The organism is Verrucomicrobiota bacterium (assembly GCA_016871535.1).
GTDB lineage: Bacteria > Verrucomicrobiota > Verrucomicrobiia > Limisphaerales > SIBE01 > VHCZ01.
Genome location: VHCZ01000024.1, coordinates 20,170 through 41,770 on the forward strand (window position 1 = coordinate 20,170; position 21,601 = coordinate 41,770).

Annotated in this window: 20 protein-coding genes; 10 read left to right on the top strand and 10 right to left on the bottom strand. The window is 59.1% G+C overall.

What is annotated here, in order from left to right; translation table 11 throughout:
- Positions 1-7 precede the first annotated feature (7 nt).
- The 3 genes from argS to FJ398_05500 all read right to left on the bottom strand — a co-directional run bounded on the left by argS (position 8) and on the right by FJ398_05500 (position 4,135).
- On the bottom strand, positions 8-1,774 hold the full coding sequence (argS, locus tag FJ398_05490) for an arginine--tRNA ligase (GenBank protein MBM3837401.1): 1,767 nt from the start codon (positions 1,772-1,774) through the stop codon (positions 8-10).
- A gap of 27 nt (positions 1,775-1,801) precedes the next feature.
- Positions 1,802-2,269: a PTS sugar transporter subunit IIA gene (locus FJ398_05495; protein MBM3837402.1), complete on the bottom strand. Its 468-nt coding sequence runs from the start codon at positions 2,267-2,269 to the stop codon at positions 1,802-1,804.
- A 198-nt stretch (positions 2,270-2,467) separates the two neighbouring features.
- The gene (locus FJ398_05500; GenBank protein ID MBM3837403.1) at positions 2,468-4,135 is read right to left on the bottom strand and encodes a hypothetical protein; all 1,668 of its coding nucleotides are present in this window, start codon (positions 4,133-4,135) and stop codon (positions 2,468-2,470) included.
- Positions 4,136-4,534: 399 nt separating this feature from the next.
- On the opposite strand from FJ398_05500, the gene FJ398_05505 reads away from it, so the two are divergent.
- Genes FJ398_05505 through FJ398_05515 form a run of 3 tightly spaced genes read left to right on the top strand, consistent with a single transcriptional unit; the run spans position 4,535 to position 8,074 of the window.
- Positions 4,535-6,076, top strand: coding sequence for an efflux RND transporter periplasmic adaptor subunit (locus FJ398_05505; protein MBM3837404.1), 1,542 nt, complete (start codon positions 4,535-4,537; stop codon positions 6,074-6,076).
- 9 nt (positions 6,077-6,085) lie between these two features.
- Positions 6,086-6,847 carry an ABC transporter ATP-binding protein gene (locus tag FJ398_05510; protein ID MBM3837405.1) on the top strand — a complete coding sequence of 254 codons (762 nt, stop codon included), beginning with the start codon at positions 6,086-6,088 and terminating at the stop codon, positions 6,845-6,847.
- Positions 6,848-8,074 carry an FtsX-like permease family protein gene (locus FJ398_05515; GenBank protein MBM3837406.1) on the top strand — a complete coding sequence of 409 codons (1,227 nt, stop codon included), beginning with the start codon at positions 6,848-6,850 and terminating at the stop codon, positions 8,072-8,074.
- A gap of 145 nt (positions 8,075-8,219) precedes the next feature.
- Here FJ398_05515 and FJ398_05520 read toward each other — a convergent pair whose 3' ends face one another.
- Complete coding sequence (locus FJ398_05520) at positions 8,220-8,471, bottom strand: hypothetical protein (GenBank protein MBM3837407.1); 252 nt, start codon at positions 8,469-8,471, stop codon at positions 8,220-8,222.
- A gap of 94 nt (positions 8,472-8,565) precedes the next feature.
- Between FJ398_05520 and FJ398_05525 the strand changes: the two genes are divergently transcribed.
- Entirely contained in the window at positions 8,566-9,291 is a 726-nt protein-coding gene (locus tag FJ398_05525) for an SDR family oxidoreductase (GenBank protein MBM3837408.1), read from the top strand.
- A gap of 270 nt (positions 9,292-9,561) precedes the next feature.
- On the opposite strand, the gene FJ398_05530 is transcribed toward FJ398_05525, so the two are convergent.
- The gene (locus FJ398_05530) at positions 9,562-10,761 is read right to left on the bottom strand and encodes a DUF5009 domain-containing protein (protein ID MBM3837409.1); all 1,200 of its coding nucleotides are present in this window, start codon (positions 10,759-10,761) and stop codon (positions 9,562-9,564) included.
- Between the two features lie 645 nt (positions 10,762-11,406).
- Between FJ398_05530 and FJ398_05535 the strand changes: the two genes are divergently transcribed.
- From FJ398_05535 to FJ398_05560, 6 genes are all read left to right on the top strand, one after another.
- Entirely contained in the window at positions 11,407-13,146 is a 1,740-nt protein-coding gene (locus FJ398_05535) for a DUF2271 domain-containing protein (protein ID MBM3837410.1), read from the top strand.
- Between the two features lie 14 nt (positions 13,147-13,160).
- Positions 13,161-13,754, top strand: coding sequence for a hypothetical protein (locus FJ398_05540; protein MBM3837411.1), 594 nt, complete (start codon positions 13,161-13,163; stop codon positions 13,752-13,754).
- A gap of 376 nt (positions 13,755-14,130) precedes the next feature.
- Complete coding sequence (locus FJ398_05545; GenBank protein ID MBM3837412.1) at positions 14,131-14,415, top strand: GxxExxY protein; 285 nt, start codon at positions 14,131-14,133, stop codon at positions 14,413-14,415.
- A 5-nt stretch (positions 14,416-14,420) separates the two neighbouring features.
- Positions 14,421-16,598, top strand: coding sequence for a threonine--tRNA ligase (locus FJ398_05550; GenBank protein MBM3837413.1), 2,178 nt, complete (start codon positions 14,421-14,423; stop codon positions 16,596-16,598).
- Positions 16,599-16,681: 83 nt separating this feature from the next.
- Positions 16,682-16,921, top strand: coding sequence for a hypothetical protein (locus FJ398_05555; protein ID MBM3837414.1), 240 nt, complete (start codon positions 16,682-16,684; stop codon positions 16,919-16,921).
- On the top strand, positions 16,911-17,330 hold the full coding sequence (locus FJ398_05560; protein MBM3837415.1) for a PIN domain-containing protein: 420 nt from the start codon (positions 16,911-16,913) through the stop codon (positions 17,328-17,330). The genes FJ398_05555 and FJ398_05560 overlap by 11 nt, the downstream gene beginning before the upstream one ends.
- Before the next feature lie 71 nt (positions 17,331-17,401).
- Here FJ398_05560 and FJ398_05565 read toward each other — a convergent pair whose 3' ends face one another.
- From FJ398_05565 to FJ398_05585, 5 genes are all read right to left on the bottom strand, one after another.
- Entirely contained in the window at positions 17,402-18,106 is a 705-nt protein-coding gene (locus tag FJ398_05565; GenBank protein MBM3837416.1) for a hypothetical protein, read from the bottom strand.
- 6 nt (positions 18,107-18,112) lie between these two features.
- A complete protein-coding gene (locus FJ398_05570) occupies positions 18,113-18,784 on the bottom strand; it encodes a hypothetical protein (protein ID MBM3837417.1) in 672 nt (223 codons plus the stop codon).
- Between the two features lie 119 nt (positions 18,785-18,903).
- Complete coding sequence (locus tag FJ398_05575; protein ID MBM3837418.1) at positions 18,904-19,719, bottom strand: ATPase; 816 nt, start codon at positions 19,717-19,719, stop codon at positions 18,904-18,906.
- 160 nt (positions 19,720-19,879) lie between these two features.
- Positions 19,880-20,722: a hypothetical protein gene (locus FJ398_05580; GenBank protein MBM3837419.1), complete on the bottom strand. Its 843-nt coding sequence runs from the start codon at positions 20,720-20,722 to the stop codon at positions 19,880-19,882.
- The gene (locus FJ398_05585) at positions 20,715-21,050 is read right to left on the bottom strand and encodes a helix-turn-helix transcriptional regulator (protein ID MBM3837420.1); all 336 of its coding nucleotides are present in this window, start codon (positions 21,048-21,050) and stop codon (positions 20,715-20,717) included. The genes FJ398_05580 and FJ398_05585 overlap by 8 nt, the downstream gene beginning before the upstream one ends.
- Positions 21,051-21,601 lie beyond the last annotated feature (551 nt).

Here is a 21,601-nt window from a genome sequence, read left to right on the forward strand (position 1 = left end):
CATGAGCTCACATTTGTTCAGTGGTCTCGATGCCCAGGAGGTTTAGACCTTGCTTCAAGACCTCGCCGGCTAAGTCGCAGATCAGCAGCCGGGTTTGGCGTTGGCGAGCTTCGGCTTTCAGCACGGGACAGTTTTCGTAAAAGCGGGTAAAATGTCCTGCGAGATCATAGAGGTAATTACAGAGATAATTCGGCCGGTACTCATCAGCCACCGCCCCGAGGACCAAACCAAAGTTCAGCAAGTGCTTTACTAGCGCAATTTCTTCCTCCGCCGACAGACCAGCAGCGGTTAACTGCCCGGGTGCTTCGATATCGGTCTCTGTCCCATGCCTCCGGAAGATGCTTCGAATGCGAGCGTAGGCATAAAGGAGATACGGGGCAGTGTTCCCGTTAAGTGCAAGCATCTTATCCCAATTGAAAGTATAATCGCTTTGGCGGTTCGGCAGAAGATCCGCGTACTTGATCGCTCCAATTCCAACGATCCTGGCAATCTCACGACGCTGTTGTTCATCGGATCTGGGATTCTTTTCGGATACGACTCGAAACGCGCGTTCCTCCGCTTCGTCCAACAAGTCGGTCAGCTTGATCGTGTCACCGGTGCGCGTCTTGAAAGGTTTGCCATCCTCCCCGAGAATCGCGCCAAACCAAACGTGGGCGAGTTTGATCGGTAGATCGGGGCGCCAGCGACGAAAAACCGCGAAGAGTTGCTTAAAATGCAGTTGCTGGCGCCCGTCGGTCACATAGACGATCTCGCTCGGATTCCAGGTCTCGGCTCGATACTGAAGCGTCGCGAGATCCGTCGTCATGTAATTCGCAGCTCCGTCGCTTTTCTGGATCAAGGCAGGATGCGCCTTTAACTCCGGAATCTCGTCGAAGAAAACCGCGATGGCGCCTTCGCTTTCACGGGCAATCCCTTGATGCTGCAAGTCCTGAACTACAGCTTTGAGCCGGGGATTGTAAGAACTTTCTCCGAGTGTGTGGTCGAATTGAACTCCCAACCGGCGGTAGATGGCGGTGAATTGAGTCTGCGACAAGGAAATCATCTCGCGCCAAAGGGCGAGATTCTCTGAGTCCCCGGTCTGAAGTTTCACCAGTTCCTGGCGAGCTTTCTCCAGCATTGCGGCATCGTTTTCGCAGGCTGCATTTGTTTCCTGGTAGATCCGTTCCATCTGGGCGAGGGCGTCGCGTTGAAGCGCCGCGACATCCCGGGATTGCTTCCATCCTAGCAATAGTTTGCCGAACTGAGTGCCCCAGTCTCCGATATGGTTGTCCGTGATTACATGATGGCCAAGAAGTCGGCAGGTGCGCGCCAAACAATCTCCCAGGATTGTTGAGCGGATATGTCCCACGTGCATGGGCTTGGCCACATTGGGGGAACTGAAATCGATCACGATTGTCAAAGGTTGTTCAACCGGCTCAAAAAAGGGGTGCTCGCTGCGTGCGGCGTCGTTGAGGCATTCCCCCAAGATTGCCGGCGCGATACGAAAGTTTAGAAAGCCGGCGCCTGCGATTTCCACATCGCGGACCCAATTCGGGAGCTGCAGCCTTTCCATGACATCCTCCGCGAGTTGGCGCGGACTCAAGCGCCGTTCCTTGGCCAGCGGCATCAGGGACGCAGTTTGATAGTCGCCATACTTTGCATCCGCGCAGGGCTTGACCAGCACGTTTGCGACGTTGGCATCGGGGAGGCAGTCTTGCACAGCTTGCTGCAAGACCTCATCAAGAACGCGGTAGGGTAGCACGGAAGGACTATTCTGAAGGGATAACGATGGCAGAGATTCGCAGCCGGATGCAGGATCGCGCTACTTCCCCGTCGAAGTTTCGCGGATGATCTCGTACATCGCTTCGGCATCCTGGGCCAACTCAAGGGCCTGGCGAAATTCGCGCCGGTGAAGCAGTTTGGCGATGCTGGCCAGCGTGTGAAGGTGCTTCTGAAACTGGCCTTGCGGAACCAGAAATAGCATGACCAAATTCACCGGTTGGTTGTCCAATGCATCAAAATTAACGCCTTTCCGGGAACGTCCCAGCGCGCCGACAACTTCATAGATCAAATCGGTCGAAGCGTGGGGAATGCCGATTCCAAACCCGATCCCGGTACTCATTGAGCTTTCGCGCTTCTTGACCACAGCCGCGACTGATTGGCGATGTTCGGGTTTAATCTTCCCGGTTACGACCAGATTATCGATCAGTTCATCGATGGCTTCCCAACGGTTGGAGGCCCGCAAGTCAGTCACGATTTGGTCTCGCTGCAGAATGTCACCGAGGTTCATAGAAATAATCGGAACTCAAAATATTTCGCCTGAACCGATCCACCATTTCAAGAGCGAATTGCTGGTGCATAGGCCCTGTGTCGTGTCGATGCAGCACGCACCAGAATTGTTTGCTTTCCAGTCTCGCTCTGAGCGTAGTCACAAAAAAGCCCCGACGGAGTTTCCGTCGAGGCTTCCTCGGGAAAATGAACGACAAGACTACGGGCTGGCGTAAGCTTTCACTGTATCACCGATCTTTTTGGCGGATTCGTCAATCTTCGCTTTGATCGCATTCGGGTCATCCGTCGTCTTGGCGATCTCGGAAACAGCTTTCACTTCTTGAACCAAGGATTGGATTGCCGATGTTAACGCTTGGGCCTTTGTCACGGCTGCAGTGTCCTTCGAGACGTTCGTTACTTGAGTCTGAGCAAACAACACCAGCGACTGCCGTTCGGCCGCGCTCAAATTGGTATCCTTGGCGATTGTCGCCACCGTACTCACAGTGGCCTCTGCCAGACGGACGCCCGCCGTAGTAGCGTTCTGAGTGATGCCGACCGTGGCAGCTGCAGTAGTGGTGGCTTGTGCTGCGGCAGTCTGAGCGGCCTGGAGTTGCGCTGCCGGAGCGGATGCGGCGGTGGCTTGAGCCGATGCTGCAGCGACTTGAGCAGTTGCTGTATCAGTAGCGGCTTTGGCTACTGCTGCTGCTGCCGACGTGGCAACCTGCGTTACTGTCGCTACTGTCGATTGTTTCTCGGCAACGCTCAACGAGGTGTCCCTAGCAGTCGCGGCAACGTTTGCAGCGACCGCTGCCGCAAGCTTGACCGCTGCTTCAGTCGCAGCCTGAGCGGCGGCTCTCGCGGCTTGAGCGGCGGCTGCGGCGGCTTGAGCTGCTGCTGCACGAGCAGCGCCTCCATCAGTCGCTTGAGCGGCAGCGGCTGAGGCTTGATTTGCGCTTGTTTGTGCCGCGTTTGCTTGAGCGGTAGCTTGTGCTGCAGCCTGAGTCGCGGTTGCGACAACCTGCGCGACTATGGTCGTTGTCTGTGTTATCAAGTTCTCCTGTTCCTGCTTTGTTAGATTCGATGCGGGTTTGGCCACGGCGTTGATGGCTTTCACGGTTTCTGTGATCAGAGATGCTTGACTTCCCGTGTCTAGCTTTGCCGTCGTCGCTGTGTTCTCAATGCTCTTGACTGCGTCGTTGAAAACTTGGCTTCTTGGCGCGGGAGCAGGCGGCGGCGTTGACTTTGGCGGACTTGGCGGTGGTCTCAGCGTTGGACGTCCACCGACACGCTTGCGGACCGGAACGCTAGCACTTGAGCCAGTGTTCTTGGCGATGGAACTGATCATGGCCAGAGTCGCGTCGCTTTCGATCTCGGTTTTCGCGGCCGGGACGGCAGCAATTACAGCCTCCGTAATCTTGTCGGAAAGCTCAGGAACGGCCCCAACGATCCGACGAGTGATTCGTATGGCGTCTTTTGGCGCCGCTTTGGCAACGCTGGTCGCGATTCGCGTCGCGTGATCGGGGGAATAACTGGCTGCGATCAACGCAATCTCTTGAGCTTGCGCCGGGCACAATTCCGCCGCCAGCGCGGCAACAGCGGCACTTGTTTCCGGGGCGACTTCAGCGATTGCTTCCAGCAAGGTAGAAGCGAGAGCTGGGCTCTTGGACAGGATGATCCGAGTCACGGTGACGGCGACTTCTTCGCGGTCGGTCTCGCTGGCTTTTTGAACAATTTTAGCAGCGTTTGGGGCTTGCTCCAGTGCGGGAACACCCACCACGGCATCCCGGATGGCCCTGGTCTGGGATTCCGTCAAAGCATTTGCAGGTAAAATTCCGAAACCTAAAAGAGCCGCCAACACAGCAGCCATCCTTATCTGTTTTCGTTTCATAAGTTCAGTTACTAAGTACTTTGTTCCCCGTTCAATACGGCCGATTACTATCGGGTCTCAATGCCTAAGTCAAACATTTTTTAGGGATTTCGGACTCGATTTCTTGAAGCCCTGTCGCGTAGTCGAGGCATGGATTGAACTTCGGTGCAAGGGGTTGGAGACCGACTGGCGATGGTGTGTCCGAGCTTTCCGGTTTCCAGTGGATTCCTTCGGGGGAAATTGGCCCGAACTTTGCGCTAAAGATGTTCCAAGATCCGGGGCTTGGGTTAGCCGCCGCTGAGAATTGGTTGCCTGGGGCATGTAACCGGCCTTGCCTGCTGCCCGTCATTAGCGATATTCTACAGCAGACCGTATGACCAAGATTCCGATGCTCTTGCACTCAGTGATTGTCCACCTCATATGACCGATGCACTTCCGTCCTCGCTTGGTGTCAAGCGGCGCAAATCCTCCTGGTCAAAGTGGGTAGGCCTTTTGGTTGTTCTTGGCGCAGGGGGAGCCGGGGCATATTGGTATTTCAACAGGGAAAACAGCAAACCTGCCGAATACCGGGCTGCGAAAATCTCTCGGGGCGACATCACTCAGACCGTCACTGCCAACGGTCAACTGACGCCTGTGAAGAACGTGCAGGTGGGCAGCCAGATTTCAGGAACCATCACGGAAATCAGCGCAGACTTCAATTCCAAGGTCAAGAAAGGCGAGTTGATCGCCAAGATCGACCCCGCGACGTACGAGCGGAATCTTTCCCAGGCCGAAGCCGAACTCGCAAACGCCACGGCGGCGCAAGAACTCGCGGACCTTAACTTCAAACGTGCCAAAGAACTCTTCGCCAACAAACTCATTTCTGAGGCGGATTACAACCGCGCGGAAGTCGATTTGCACCAGGCCCAGGCAATTGTCAAAATGCGCCAGGCCAATGTCGAGCGCGCCAAAGTGGATCTGGAGCGGACGCGGATTTTTGCGCCCATTGACGGCATCGTGATCTCGCGCAACATCGAAGAAGGCCAGACGGTGGCCGCGAGCTTCAATACGCCGACGCTATTCCTCATCGCGAATGACCTGGCAAAAATGCAAATCGAGGCGGCCGTTTCGGAGGCGGACGTCGGAGGGGTTCAAGAAGGCCAGCCGGTCAATTTCACTGTCGAAGCGTACACACGTCAGTTCAAGGGGCAGGTGAAACAAGTCCGGTTTGCGCCTATCACAAATCAAAACGTCGTCACTTACACCGCCATCGTCGAGGTGGATAATCCTGATCTCAAGCTTCGCCCCGGTATGACGGCCACGGCGTCCATCATTACTTCACAGAAAAAGGACACGCTTCGCGTACCGAACGCGGCGTTTCGTTTCCGTCCACCTGAAGGCGCTATTGCGAAAACTTCGACCAATGCCGTCAGCAGCAGCGGGTCTTCCAATCAAATCCAGGCTCCAGTAGCCACCAGCGGCCCATTCGCTGGCCTGCCGACACCCCCGTGGATGGACGGCGAACGCCGCCGCCCGACCCAAGAGGAACGGGAGAAGTATGAAGCCTCTCTGACCCCGGAACAGCGCGACCAATATCGCCAAATCATGGATCAGATGCGCGCGCGTTTTGCCCAGGGCGGAGGGGGCGGAGGTTTTGGAGGTGGCGGCCTTGGCGGAGGTGGCCCGGGGCTTCCCGCGTTTGGGAGCGCCTCGCGCACCGCGCAGGAAGGACCGCGCACTCAAACCGTTTATGTGCTGGAGAAAGAAGCGGGAATTGGCGGCGGCGAGGAGCAAGTCTTGCGCGCCGTTTCGGTCAAAACAGGCATAACCGACGGAACGAACACGGAAATCCTCGAAGGCTTGAAAGAAGGCGAGGTGGTTGTGACCGGTCTCGTTACGCCTGAACCCTCCGCCATGGCGATGCGTCCGCCTGGAGGGGGGGCCTTCGGAGGCCCATTTGGCGGGGGCCCGCGGCGCTTTTAGTTTTCCCCGATGCCTGCCATCGTAAAACTGGAGAACTTCCGCAAGACGTACTACACGGGCGAGGTCGAGGTCCATGCCGTGCGCGGTGTGTCTTTGGAAATCCAGCAGGGCGAATTCGTCGCGATCATGGGAGCAAGCGGTTCGGGCAAATCCACCATGATGAACTCCATCGGATGTCTTGACCGGCCCACGGGCGGGCGTTACTTGCTGGATGGAGTCGATGTCGGCGAGCTTGGCCGCGATGAACTGGCCGACTTGCGCAATTCGAAAATCGGGTTTGTCTTTCAGGGATTCAATCTCCTCTCCCGGACGTCTGCGCTGGAGAATGTTGAATTGCCGATGCTCTACGCCCGGCCGGGCGTGCGCGGACGAGAACAGCGCGACCGCGCCCTGCGAGCGCTCGAGTTGGTCAGCCTCAGTGATCGCGCGGGGCACCATCCGAATCAACTTTCAGGCGGCCAGCAGCAGCGGGTTGCTATCGCGCGAGCCCTCGTCAATCAACCCAAGCTCCTTCTGGCGGATGAACCCACCGGCAATCTGGACAGCCGGACGAGCATTGAGATCATGGGCGTCTTTCAAACCCTGAACGAACAAGGAATGACCATCGTCATGGTCACGCATGAACTCGACATCGCCCGCTACACCAAGCGCAGCGTGATCATGCGCGATGGCCGCGTCGTGAAGGACACTCCGGTGACAGACCGGTTGTTCGCCAGCCAGGAACTGCAAAAATTGGAACGCGAGCAAAAGGAAATCCAACTCGTCTCGTAGATGATTATCTTCGCCACCTTCAAGATCGCTCTCCGCGCACTCCGGCGAAACACGCTGCGCACCCTTCTGACCATGCTGGGTATTATCATCGGCGTCGGCGCCGTCATCGCCGTCGTCAGCATTGGCAGCGGGGCGAAGGCGCAGGTCGAAGCGCAGATCGCGAGCATGGGGCAAAACGTGATCCTCATTCTCTCAGGCAACGTCTCCCGCGGCGGGTTCAGAATGGGCTTTGGCACGGCCGGGACCCTGACTCGCGAAGACTTCGAGGCCATTCGAAAAGAGATTCCCGATGTCAGCGGCATCAGCCCGGAAGTTTGGGCTTCCGCGCAAATCGCTGTGGGCAACCAGAACTCCAGCAGCCAGGTCCGGGGCGTCGGAGTCGATTACCTGGACATTCGTTCGTGGAAACTGACCAGCGGCGCAAACTTCACGGAGGCCGACGTGCGCAACGGGAACAAAGTGGCGCTGCTCGGCAAGACGACGGCGGAGTTGCTCTTCGGCGACGAGGATCCAGTCGGGCAGATCATCCGCATCAAGAATGCTCCGTTCACCGTGCTCGGTTTGCTCGCGCAGAAAGGCATGAGCGGCCAGGGCAGCGATCAGGACGATATCGTGCTGGTGCCTTACACCAGCGCGATGACAAGGCTGACCGGGCAGACGACCTTTCGATCCTTCAACGCGCAGGCCTCCAGCGCAAAACTCCTCCCCAGTGTGCAGAACGATATCATCAGCCTGCTTCGCCAGCGGCATCGCATCGGCCCGGATCGCGAGGACGATTTTCTGGTCAGAACGCAGCAGGAGATTTCGGAAATGGCTACCGCCACCTCGAAAGTCATGACGTGGCTCCTCGGCTCCGTGGCCGCGGTTTCCCTGATTGTCGGCGGAATTGGCATCATGAACATCATGCTCGTCAGCGTCACGGAACGCACGCGCGAGATTGGCATTCGCATGGCTGTGGGCGCGCGCGGCCGAGACATCCTTCTGCAATTCCTGACCGAAGCGGTCGTGCTGAGTCTGCTGGGGGGATGTCTGGGAATCTGCGTGGGATTGTTGAGTTCCAAGGTGCTCCCCAGACTCTTGAGCTCGCTTGGAGTGACGACACTGGTCTCCCCGACGTCCATCGTCGTCGCCTTCCTTTTCAGCGCGGTCATCGGCATTTTCTTCGGCTTTTATCCTGCACGGAAAGCCTCCCAACTCGACCCCATCGAATCGCTCCGGTACGAGTGAGCCGACGGAGGATCCAATCCTCCGGCTCTCTTCGCGGTGAGGAATTCTCTCAAGCAGTGAACAAAGTAGAGCGAGCCCGTCCCGCGAGCCGTGCGACAGGCTTGGAACACGTCGGCTCGCCGGGGACAGGTTCGCCTTGCCTCCCTCAATGCCCAACGGAAGCTTCCCGGCCTCCGAGCCGTGCGCACGACCCTTGAACCCATCGCCGGTAGGGCGGTGGTGCCGCATCGACCGAAGACCGGCTGCGCAGCAACGCAGCCCTACCGGGTTCATGGGAAGTTCCCACGGCCAAAAAGCCGTGCAGACGGCCCTTGAACCGAAAACCATGCGGACCGCAGCCTTCAGGCTGCTTCCGCGCACTCGCCGGAGTCCAGCGCTGAAGTGGCCGAAAGGCCACGGTCGGAGGAGACGGTTCATGGGAAGCTCGCGGACCGCTGAAGTTTCCAAAACTTCCATTCCATTTTTCTCGTCCCGCTTTATCCTCCAGTCGTATGCCAGAGCGCTTCGAAGGAAAGAGAGCGTTAATTACCGGAGGAACCGGCGGGATTGGCAGTGCCATCGCGCTGGCCTTCGCCGGACAAGAATGCAACGTCACGGCGACTGGCCATACCCTCGAACAGATCAAGAGATTCCCTCACCTCAGTTCGAAGGTCGAGGCCCGAATGCTCGACGTGACCGACGATAATTCGATTCAAGAAGTGATCGCTGGATTCCACCAACTTGACATCCTGGTGAACTGCGCCGGGACGATCCTGCGCCAGAATCGCGAGCACGATCCGGCCGATTTCGAGAAAGTGATCGACGTCAATCTCACCGGCGCCATGCGCCTGTGCGCGGCATGCCGGCCGTTGCTGGCACGGAGCCGGGGTTGCGTGTTGAACATCGCGTCGATGCTGAGCTTCTTTGGCAGCGGCTTCGTGCCCGCGTACAGCGCGAGCAAAGGCGGCCTCGTGCAGTTGACCAAATCCCTGGCCATCGCCTGGGCTGAGGACGGCATCCGCGTCAACGCCATCGCTCCTGGCTGGATCGAGACCGCCATGACGCAACCGTTGCGCGACGACCCGGCGCGCAACCGCGCCATCCTGGAACGGACTCCGATGAAGCGCTGGGGAAAACCCGACGACATCGCCGGCGCCGCCGTTTTTCTATGTTCTCCCCAGGCCGCTTTCATCACCGGAGCGATCCTGCCCGTGGACGGCGGTTATTCCTGCACATAGCGATGCCGGTTTGAAAGGCCCACTCGTAGGCGTTGCGTCGCGGACACGCCAAGGCCAGGTTGCCCAAGCCCGTTTTGCCGCCGAGCTTCTCGGGACAAGGTATCCACGGAGAACCACGCCACCTGCCCCTGCGGATGGAAACGGATGAACACGGATTCGCGGCCGAAGCGGGAAATCCTTCGGAGAATTCTCCGCCACGAGAGGAAACAAGATCAGGAAAGGGAGCCTGTTGTCAGCGCATTGCTCGACCACCGAGATTCATGGGCACTCTCAAATGCGCAGAAAGATCTTGCGGCGATACATCCAAAACAGGATCAACCACAGAACCAGCAGCACCGCGCCGCCCGTCACCAGCGGTTCGCAGGCGTCGCCCAGGATTTTGAAAGCGTTCGGTCCCAGGTGCGTTCGGAGTGAGCTGGTGATAAACCCGTTGATCAGGTGATCCATGCAATAGATGGCGATGGAGTTCAAGCCGATGACCACGAGCGGGAACGCCCAGCGCTTGCACCGCCACACGTCGATCACGCCGTAGAACCCTGCCAATAACAGAAAACACCACCCCCCGCTGAAGATCGTCCAGGTCGGCGTCCAGATTCGCTTCACGTTCGGGCAGACGCCGAGCCAATGCAGCAGCGTTCCAGCCACCAGGCAGAGGACGCCCGCCAGCGCCAGCAGTTTCACCTTGGCGATCGCTGGACGCTCGCTGCGCAGCCATCCGCCGGCAATCAATCCGAGTATCATCGTGCCGAGGGTTGGAATGAAACTCAGCGTCGAGTATCCGCCGCCATTGAAGAGAAAAGGTTTCTCGCGCGGCCACAAATTCAGGAACCACTGGTCGAACGCCCAGGCCAGATTGCTGTTCTTGTTCCAATGCGCCACGAAGCTGTCCGGGCTGGCCAGATGCGGCCAGCCTGCGGCCACGCCGACTTTTGCGTAATCGAATTCCGGCCCCGGCAAAGGGTACAGCGCAAACGCAGCCCAGTATCCCACGAGAATCGTTCCAAGGGCGATCCACTGCGCCCGCATTGCGCGAAAGCCCAGCAAGAAAAGGAACGTGTAACCGAGCCCGATCTGGCTAAGTGTGTCCTCAAACGTGAAGTTGGTTTGGGAGCGGCCCGTGGACCGCAGGAACACGCCCAGAAAAACCAAAAGAACCGACCGCCAAATCGCGTGGGCCGTCATTGCCAACGGGCTTTGCCCCTTGGCCAGCCGGCTGGCAATCGAGTAAGGCAGCGCGACGCCCACGATGAAACTGAACGAAGGCTGTATCAAATCGTGCAGCGAACATCCGGCCCATTCCACGTGCGTCTGGTGGTAGGCCAGAAATTTCCAGAACGAACTTTCCGGAAGCGCGCGAGCGACCCGGCTCAGGCGCAGCACCTCGGCCGCCATGAGAAACATGACGAAACCGCGATAGACATCGAGTGAAGTCAGCCGCGTCGAAGCAGGTTTTGAAGTGGGAGTGTCCATGGAATGAAGTGGAAGGTTATCCGGGTTCAAGGATTGGGCACTGGTTGGCCTTGCTCATAGAACTTTTTCGGCATCGCTTCAAGCCATTCTCGGCATGCGAGGGCAGGTCTGCTCAGACGATCCATGAAACCGCACTTCCCCGTGCAGAATCTCAAATCTCAAATCTGAAGTTGCTGCGCTCAGCTTTGCAGGCTGCCTTCGTGGCGGCTGCCCTCACGAACTGGACGAATCGCGCGCAACCCTACGGGCAGCCGGACCGCGACCAGCCGGGCGATACCATGATTCAAGAATTCCTGCGAAGGGAAACGGAACAGATTCACGCCGCGATCGCGCAGGACCTCAGATCAACCGAGGATTGGAACAAGCTTCGTTCGCAGCACAAGCAGGAATACGCTGCAACTCGGCGAGATCGCCGCAATTCATCACGGGACCTACCGGGAAAACCGCTGGTGGTGGCATTCGCGCGGTTACACGCCGGCCGGTGTCGAATGTTGGAACGGCGTTCGCGGCATCGATTATCTCCTGACGCGGGGCGACGTCGATCCCGAACGCATTGCGGTCACAGGAATCAGCGGCGGCGGCGCGACGACCTTCTGGATCGCGGCAGCGGACGAGCGCGTCAAAGTCGCCGTCCCGGTCAGCGGCATGGCGGATATGCTCTCCTACGTGCCCAAAGAAGGTTGCTTCCATTTACCAGGCCGCGGGCGCGCCTTCAAAGTTCTCCGCGCGTTGACAACCATTTCCCGAGTCGCCACCTTAGCCGCCATGCCCCGTTGTTCGCTCGGTCGGCGCGGACTCTTGTTCAGCCTTATCGTTTTCGCAGGCACCATTGTTGCGGACGCTCCTCCCCCTGAACCTGACGGTAGGGCGAGCCTGTCCCCAGCGAGCCGAGTCGGACGTGTTCCAGTCACGTCGAGCGGCTCGCCGGGACGGACTCGCCCTGCCGGCGGTCCGTTCCATTTCCACCACGAAGGAATCCTCGGCACCTCTTTCGATCTGATCGTTCGAACCGACGCAGCGGAAGTGGCGTGCAAAGTCGAGCAATCTGTCCTCGCTGCAATCGAGCGTCTCCGAAGAATTCTCAGCACCTACGATCCGGCCAGCGAAATCAGCCGGCTCCCTGTCAACCCCAAGCCGATGCGCTGTTCGCCTGAATTGTTCGAAGTGTTGAGCGCTTACGAAACCTGGACCGCGCGTTCTCGCGGCGCGTATCAAGGCCAACTGGGAGAACTCATCCGCGCCTGGCGCGCCGCGGAACAGGCCGGTGTGCCTCCGGCCTCGGCTTCCCTTGCGCGAATCGTGCGGAACGTGTCAACGCCTGCCTGGACTCTCAACGCTTGCGAACGGACCGTCCAGCGCCTCTCGCCGCAACCGCTCAATCTGGATTCGCTCGGGAAAGGATACATCCTCGGCAAAGCTGTCGCCGCTGCGCGCGCCGCCGCGCCATCGATCGCCGGACTGTTGCTTAACCTCGGCGGCGACATCTTCGCGAGCGGCCTGGAAGCGCCGTCGCGTCCCTGGCTCGTGGGCGTGGCGCATCCGCGAGACCCCGCGGACAACGCCGCGCCGGTCACGCAGGTGTGGCTGGCGGACCGCGCGATTTCGACCAGCGGGGGTTACGAGCGCGGCTACACGATTGCGGGCCGCCGCTATTCGCACATTCTCGATCCGCGCACCGGCAGGCCTGCGGAAGGCATTGCATGCGCAACTGTTGTCGCCGCGGACAACGCCACCGCCAGCGCGCTGGCGACCACATTGTGCGTGCTCAAGCCGGAAGAAGGCCTGGCGCTGATCCGAGCAACACCTGGCGCGGAATGCCTCATCATTGCCGCCAGCGGCGAACAGTTCCGCAGCGCGCAGTTCGCGGCGCTCGAAATCCCCGCCCCCGGCGGCGCGAAGAAAGCGAACGAAGCCAAACCGAGTTTGTGGCCAAAGGATTTTCGATTGACGCTGACGCTCACGCTGAAAGGCCCGGCTGGCGGAGGCGGCGGGTATCGCCGTCCTTACGTCGCGGTTTGGGCGGTGAATGAAAAGGGCGCGCGCGTCCGCACCATCGTGCTTTGGGGCAACCAGGCGCGCTACTTTCCCGACCTTTACGATTGGTCGTACGGCGAGAAGGATCGGCTCGATTGGGCGGCGACGATCGCGCGCGCGACGCGTCCGCCTGGCCGCCATCGCGTGACCTGGGACGGGCGCGACGATTCCGGCGACCCGGTTCCTCCCGGCACCTACACGATCTTTGTAGAGGCAAATCGCGAGCGCGGCACTTACGCCAAAGAGAGCGCAAAGATTTCGTGCGGCTCGGAGCCATCCCAAAGCGTCGTCAAAGCCACGTCAGAGTTTGAAGAAGCCCAACTCACGTACGGCCCTTCCCCGTCCGAATAGAATCCCCTCCAGGAATGAACTCGGGTGAACATCGGCGGAGGCTCCTCAAGAAGTGGTCCCGCACGCTTCACATTTACCTCTCCATGCTGGGACTTCTCGGCATTCTCTTTTTCTCTCTGACGGGACTCCTGCTGAATCATCCGGATTGGTGCGGGTTGTCCACGCCGCGGGTCACCAAGGTCGAAGGCGCCGTTCCTTTGGAGATGCTCAAGACGCCGGACCAATTCGCGGTCGTCGAGAAACTCCGCAAGGATTTCGGCGCCACCGGCGCGGTGGATTCATTTGAAGCCGACGAGGACCGGATCACGGTAGTTTTCAAAAGTCCGGCGCGGCGTGTGCAGGCGGTCATTGACCGGCAGAAAGGCCGCGCGGAAGTCCTGCTGGAAAGCCGCAACGCGGCCGCCCGCCTGGCCGAACTGCACCGCGGAGTCGAGGCCGGTTCCGCGTGGCGATTCATCCTCGACGCCATCGCGGTGCTGCAACTTGTCGGCGCGCTCACCGGAGTGTTGCTCTGGTGTCTGGTGCCGCGCTGGCGTCCGCTGGGGCTGGCCGCGCTCGCCGTGTGCGGAGCCGCCTGCGGCCTCGTTTACTGGTTTCTGGTGCCGTAGACGGTAGCCCGGCAATTACGAAAGAATCTACTGGGACTTCGTGGCGGCGGACGGACAAAAGCCCCGGCCGGACGACATCACGAAGCCGCTTCAAACCGTCATGAAGGAATTGGGGTTTACGAACGACGATTTGTTCATCTGACGACAGATCCACCGGAGACCCTTAGTCAACAGCTCTGCCTGCCTGCCGCGAACCGCGATTTGCGTTTGCCAAATCCTCCGGGGTCCCTTAGCTTGCCTGCCGATGTCAGTGGCTCAGCCCGCAACAACGACGACTTTCTAGGCGTTCACGAACAACGTGGACGCCAACGCCTCGCACTTTCCAGTTCGAGGCGTTTTTGTTTGGTGTAGCTCAATCAACCACGGATGGACACGGATGAACACGGATAAGGGACCCGATCTAATCAGACCCGCGGGGGACAAATTGCTGCTCCGGGAAGAGACGCACCAAATCCTCGCTTGCTCGTTTGAGGTGCTCAACGAGTTGGGGCACGGCCTCCACGAGAAATGCTATGAAAATGCATTGGTCGTGGAATTCGCCCTTCGCAAGATCGGATTCGCCCAACAGCGTCAGTTTGAGGTCCTTTACAAAGGCCACAAAGTCGGGCTTTTCATCCGCCTCCCATCCGTGTCCATCCGTGTCGATCCGTGGTTAAAATAGATGTTATGGAATCAGCCAAGCAACCGAACGAACGCAAATCTCTCGACGAACGCGCCCGGATGACCGATCTGGAACGCATCCGCCATTCCTGCGCCCACGTCATGGCCACCGCCATCTTGCGGTTGTGGCCCGACGCCCAATTCGCCGCCGGCCCGCCCGTCGAAAATGGTTTTTACTACGACGTGGACCTGAGCCATCGCATCTCGCCCGAAGATTTCGAGAAGATCGAGGCCGAGATGAAGAAAGAGATCAAAGCCAACCACGTCTTCGAGAAGATCGTCGTCACGCGCGAGCAAGCGGTGAAGGACGCGGAGAGCGGGCGGCTCGGCGGATTGAGCGAGCGTCCGGGCAATCCGAGTCAATTCAAGCTCGGCAATCTCGCGGACATTCCCGAAGGCGAGCCGATCACTTACTTCAAGAACGGCGATTTCCTCGATCTGTGCGCCGGGCCGCACGTGATGCGCACCGGCAACATCGGCGCCTTCCGGCTCACGCACGTGGCCAGCGCTTACTACAAAGGCGATGAGAAGAATCCGCAGCTCCAGCGCATTTACGGCACGGCGTTCAAGAACAAGACGGAAATGGAGGCCTACTTCACGATGGTCGAGGAAGCCAAGAAACGCGACCACCGCAAGATCGGCCAGGAGATGGGCCTGTTCACGATCGACACCGAATTCGTCGGCCCCGGTCTGCCGCTCTGGCTGCCCAAGGGCGCGGCGATTGTCGAGGAACTGGAGAAGCTGGCCAAGGAAACCGAGTTCGCCGCCGGCTACGTCCGCGTCAAGACGCCGCACATTGCGAAGGAGAAGATGTACCTGACCAGCGGGCATCTGCCGATTCTCTACAAAGACTCGATGTTTCCGCCGATGGAACTCGAAAAGGATGAATTCGAAACCAGAAGACTCAAAGCTCAAGAGAGAGAACTTCGCGAGAGAATCCGGGAGTTTCTGTCAAAGCAGTCACAAGCGTTCGCCCAAGCCCGATTGAGTGAAGCTCAGGATACTGGCGACGTTCCCGCCGGTCTTTCTGTAGATGCACTTCAGAAGCTGATTGCGATGAAGATTCCGGGAGAGTTAAGTGATTCAGCAATCGAAAGTGCGCTTCAGGAATTCGATAAGACCTCAGTCGTTCCAGACGAGAATCAGGACTTCAAATCCTCTGAAATTAGATCAGCGATCTTGGAGTTAAGAGAGAACATCGAAGAACAGAAATCTCTCAAGACTCGCTACTACCTCAAAGCCATGAACTGCCCGCATCACCACCGCATTTTTGCGGCGGAGCCGCGCAGTTATCGTGACTTGCCGTTGCGCCTGGCCGAGTACGGCATGAACTACCGCTACGAGCAGTCGGGCGAGCTTTTCGGCCTCATGCGGGTCCGCTCGCTCAACATGAACGACGCGCACATCTACTGCCAGCCGGAGAAGTTCGCCGAAGAGTTCAACGCGGTGAACGAGCTTTACCTGAAGTATTTCAAAATCTTCGGTCTCGAGAAATACGTCATGCGCTTCAGCACCCACGATCCGAAACGGCTCGGCGAAAAATACGTCAACGAACCGGAGCTGTGGATTCAAACCGAGAACATGGTCCGCGAGGTCCTGAAGAGCAGCGGCATCAATTACGTCGAGGTGCCGAACGAAGCCGCGTTTTACGGACCGAAGATCGACGTGCAAGTCTGGAGCGCCATTGGCCGCGAATTCAGCATCGCCACCAACCAGGTCGATTTCGCCGTGCCCAAGCGCTTTGGCCTGGTCTATCGCGACCGCGACAACACCGACAAAACTCCGCTTTGCATTCACCGCGCCCCGCTCGGCACGCACGAGCGTTTCATCGGCTTCCTGATCGAGCATTACGCCGGCAACTTCCCGCTCTGGCTCGCGCCGGAACAAGTTCGCGTCCTGACCATCGGCGATGACGAACCCCTGGTGAATTACGCCAAGTCCATCGTCCTGGAACTGCGCGCCAACATGGTCCGCGCCGAGGGCGATTACGGCACCGACAAGATCAACGGCAAAATCCAGCGCGCCGAGCAAGCCAAAGTCCACACGATGCTCGTCATCGGCGCCCGCGACATGGCCGCCAACGCCGTCAGCGTCCGTCTCCATGGCAAAGGCAACGTCGGCGCGAAGCCGAAGGCGGAAGTCCTGGCAAACATTTTTCAGGAAATCAAAGACAGGAAGGGATAAACATGTGGCGGAAAATTTTTCAATCGATGTTCTGAGCGAAAACCGCGCTTCCAAACGAAACTGTGAGCAGCTAAGAAGCAACCATGAAAACGATTTCGATATCCGAACTGCGCTCGAAGACCCGCACTCTGGTGCGCGCGTTGGAAAACGGCAAGTCAGTGGGACTGACGAATCACGGCCGCAAGCTCGCTCAAATCCTTCCAGTACGGCTGTCCCACGGCATCAGTGCAACCGATCCGCTCTACCGATTCCATCGCCACGCCGACGCCAAAGCGAAACCGCTGACCGACCGGGAGATCGACCGCTTCGTCTATGGCGGCTGAACCGCTGTTCATTGATTCGGGTGGGTTTTATGCGCTGGTTTCGCCCAAAAGCGATGTCCACTCGCACTCCGTTGCCATCATGGAGGAAGCCGCTAGACAGAAGCGTCGGGCAATTACCACAGACCACATTATTGACGAAACGGCCACATTGCTTCGCGCTCGTGGCCTTTCCAAACTATTGGTGGAATTCTTCCGCATGACGGAAGAGTCGCAGGCTTTGACCGTTGAATGGACTACCCCCAACCGCTTTGCAGCCGCCCGCAAGTTCATGCTCAAACATCTGGATCAGGAGTTTTCATTTACGGATTGTGTGAGTCTCGTCGTGATGAAGGAACTTCGTCTGATCGATGCGCTGGCAACAGATCATCACTTTCGCATCGCCGGATTCAACCCGTTGCTAGGGGAATGAGGGAAAGGCGGGCGTGAAGAAAATAGCGTGAGCACGCCCGGCCAAAGAAGCACGAGAACCCATTCCAACACTCATGCGCTTCCAAGTCCTCGCTGAAGGCGAACCCCGCCCCGTCGTTGGAAACCGATCCGTCGTGGAACCGAACGCGGCTCTCCCGCCAACTGTGTGAGCGCTGGCATTGGCGCAACGGGGCCGGGCGTCTGAAGGACATGGCCTGCCGCAGTCTGCTTTTGAAGCTGGAGGAGCGGGGGTTGATCCGCTTGCCGCCGCGGCGGACCGCGTCCGTGAACGGCCTGCGCAATCGGCAGGTTCAAGCCGTCGAATGCGAGCAGAGTCCGGTGCAGGGTTTCCTGGCCCAGTTCCAGCCTTTGCAACTGCTGCCGGTGCAGAGTCCGGCAGAGGGGGCGCTGTTCCGGTTCCTGCTCTGGCGCCATCATTACCTGGGCTATGGCAACACGGTCTCGGACGGTAGGGCGAGCCTGTCCCCAGCGAGCCGAGTCGGACGTGTTCCACGCACGTCGAGCGGCTCGCCGGGACGGACTCGCCCTACCGGGTTCATGGGAAGTTGCCACGGCCAAAAAGCCGTGCACACGGCTCGTGAACCGAAAACCGTGCGGACCGCAGCCTTCAGGCTGCTTCCGCGCACTCTCCGGATTCGAGCGTTGAAGCGGCCTAAAGGCCACGGTCCGGAGGAACGGTTCATGGGAAGAGTTCAGGTCCAAAAGGAACAGGACGCTTGGCCATCGGCAAATGAGAGGTTCGACTTTGTCTTTCAAAAACGGTCATCTCAGGAAGATCTCGTTCGTGGCGCCTTTGAATTCCACCGTGACGCTGTGGCGCTCGATTCCGACCACGCGGGCGCCGTCCACGGTGTCACCCATGAACAGCGTCCGGTTGTTGATCAGCACGGACGGTTTGGACATGCGGAAATAAATTCCACCCAGCTTGAGCGGCGGGAAGGTGACATTCCGCGAAGCCTGTTGCGCTGGCACTTCGGTGGCGGGGGCCTGCGGTGACGGGCTTTCGTCCTTCGCCGGCGCAGTGGGCACGATCGTGTTCGGAGTTGTCTCCGCAACTTTGACGGGCGGAACGCTTGCCACGGTGGGCGCGGGCGTCGTGGAAGGCGCGGAACTCGGCGGCGGGGCCGGCGAGGCGACCGTCGTCTTTGGTTCGGGCGGGGAAGTCGTGGCGGGGAGCGGAGTCTCAGTTTGGACAGGTTTGGGAGAGGCGGATTCGGTTTGGCGCGCCTCTTGAAGCGCTGCGTCCAGTTTGGCCACGGCTTGGAACGGTTTGGTCAGGTTCGACGCGATGGGAGATTTGCCTGCGGCGGGCGCCTGGTTTGTGGCCGGTGGTTTAACGGCTGCGACCTGGAGGGGCGCGGGCGCGTTAAGCCACTGCCAGAGGTACCAGCAACCCGCCAGCAGCAGGACGGCGGCTCCGCCAACGAAGATCACCGAGTTTTTCCGTTAGGGTTCAGGATTCTCGACGGGTTGGAGCGGGGGGTCCGCGGGAGATTCCGGCGGTGGCTTCGCGGGGCCTTGCCGGGCGCGTTTGAGAGCATCATTGATCAGGCTCATACGTTGATCTTTCCTTCCAATTCCCGAATGGCCACGCCGGCCATCCGATAGTCGATGCATTCCCGCTGCTGAACGTAACCGGCCAGGAGGCATTTGTCACACACGGCGTTCACGAGGCGAGGAATGCTCTGGCTGTAGCGGTAAATCCGCCAGAGCGCCGTCATCGTGAAGTAAGGCGAGCCTTTGGCGCCGGACACTTCCAGGCGATGCTGCACGTAACGTCCAACCTCGCCGCGCTTCAAAGGGCGCAAGTGATACCGCACCGTGATCCGCTGCCGCAGTTGCCGCAATTCGAACGCATTCAACCGGTCGCGTAATTCGGGCTGGCCCATCAGCACAATCTGGAGAAGCTTGCGGTCGTCGGTTTCCAGATTCGAGAGCAGCCGGACTACTTCGAGCAGGTCGTTGGTCAAATCCTGGGCTTCGTCGATGATGAGCACGGCGTCGCGCTGGTCCGCGGCCAGCTTCAAGAGGAAGTCGTTCAGGACGGCCACGGTTTCCAGGCGGTCCATGCCGTGCACGGCCAGGCCGAATTCCATCGCGATCGCTTTGATGAGTTGGTCCGCATTTAGGACCGGATTGAGAATGAGCGCGGTCGCAAACCGGTCGCCGAGCTGTTCGAGCATGGCCCGGCAAATGGTCGTCTTGCCGGAACCGACTTCGCCCGTAAGTTGCACGAAACCTTTGCGCTCCCGGATGCCGTAGAGCAAGTGATTGAACGCCTCGCGATGTTTGGCGCTGTAAAACAGAAACCTTGGGTTGGGCGTCAGATCAAACGGCGGCTCCGTCAGACCGTAGTAGTCCAGATACACAAGTTTTCTATAGCCAAAACGGAGGGCGGAGAGAAGCAAAAGGTTTTCCTGGCGCGGAGAGACGAGCGGCTTCGGTCTCGAGGCTCCCGACCTCAGCGAAAAGAGTTCGAGATTACGTGGGAGGGCGCAAACTTGTGGCTGCTGTGCGCGCTGAAGCGGTTCAGCAACCTGCCTTCCGCAGCCAGCCTGCGGGGGCCAATCCGACCAGAAAGACAACGAGATTGGAGGCGATAACGGCCAGCAGGAGCCCCGCGTAGTTCGGCGCTCGGTAGGAGTGGACCTCACTCAATAAATTTCCTCCGAACCACGCCAGGCTGACGACGATGTTACCCAGGACACTCAGGAGGAGGATGCTCCCAGCCGTGACCCAGCGGACCCGGTGGAGCGTCAGGAAACAAATCAGCCAGATCACGACGCACAGCCCTCCGGTTTCCTTTGCGTCCCAAGCCCAGTAACGGCCCCATTCGAGACGAGCCCAAACCGTCCCGAGCACTACGCCGATCGCCGTCAGGGATGTGGCCACACAGCCAAAAGTGAAACTGACCCGAGAGAGCGATTGCAGGCGAATCGGAGTGAAGTCGGCAACGCAACGTTGGCCGACGAAACAAACCCCAAGTGTCCCGAGGAGGAACACGCTCAAGTATCCCAGCGTCACGGTGAAAACGTGGATGGCCAGCAAGAGACTCGATCTGCCGGTCTCGAAGCGTGAGGACAGAAAGACGGCCAGGAGGAGCGCCGCAGCAACGCCGACCCCGGCCACCGCTCTGACCGGCCACCACGTGCCACGCTCCAGCTTCTGAAACTCTGATGCGATGGCCGGCGGTGATCCCAGTTGCCGGACCGCAAGTTGGAACGCTTCAGCCTCGGTCATTCCCGACCGGACAAGCAGGTCCACGTGCTCCCGCAAATGACTTTCCAATTCATCGGCCGCATCACGCCCGACGTGGCGCGCAGCCATCAGGGTCTTGCGCCATTCGGTGATCCATGATTCCAGATCATGCATGGTTCGGCCTCCAGAGTTGATTCAAGGTTGAAGAAACCAACGTCCATTGCTTCTTCTGCTGGCGGAGCAACTTTCGCCCCTCCGGTTGCAGCGAGTAATACTTTCGTTTGCGACCGGACTCGGATTTTGTCCAGCGACTGCTCACCAGACGCTGGTCTTCGAGCCAGTGCAAAACGGGATACAGCATGCCGTCGGTCCACGCGATTTGTCCGCCAGACAGATCCTTGACGCGCTGAATGATTGCATAGCCGTAACTCTCGCCTTCGGAAAGAATCGAGAGCACCAGCGCCACCGAGGAAGCGGCCACCAATTCCTTTTCAAGTTTCATGGCCCCAGAACATACATTGCACTGCAATGTATGTCAAGGAGAACCGCGCGGCTGCGCGGCTGCGATGTCGATTCGCCGACGGTGGGGCGACGCTCCTGTGGAGCTTTTCTTCGATGGCATTGGCTTGGCAGGAGCTTCGCCCCATCTTAGAGCGTGTCCGAAAATTCCGCGGGGTCCTGTTTTCGCGCCAAAGGCCGGATGGCGAGGCGCAACGAAGGAGAATATCCTCCCTGGATCTTCGACTGAGGAGCAACGAAGCCAGGCGGCCTTTGGCGCGAAAACCCTCCGGGCGGCGGGTCTTTTGTCCGTGGCCTGCGTTGGCTCGGTCCTTACAGCCCGCGTTGGGGATGCTCGGACCTCGCCGCCTTGGCCACAGCCAAAATCCCTCGCCGCAGGACCCCGCGCAATTTTCGGACACGCTCTCAGGGTCTGTGCAAAAATAAATTCCGGTTTTGCTGGAGGCGATTTCGCTTTCTGGCGAGGCACGACGAAGGAGCATAGCCAGGGCTCTGCGACTGAGGAGAAACGAAGCCAGAAAGCGAAATCGCCCC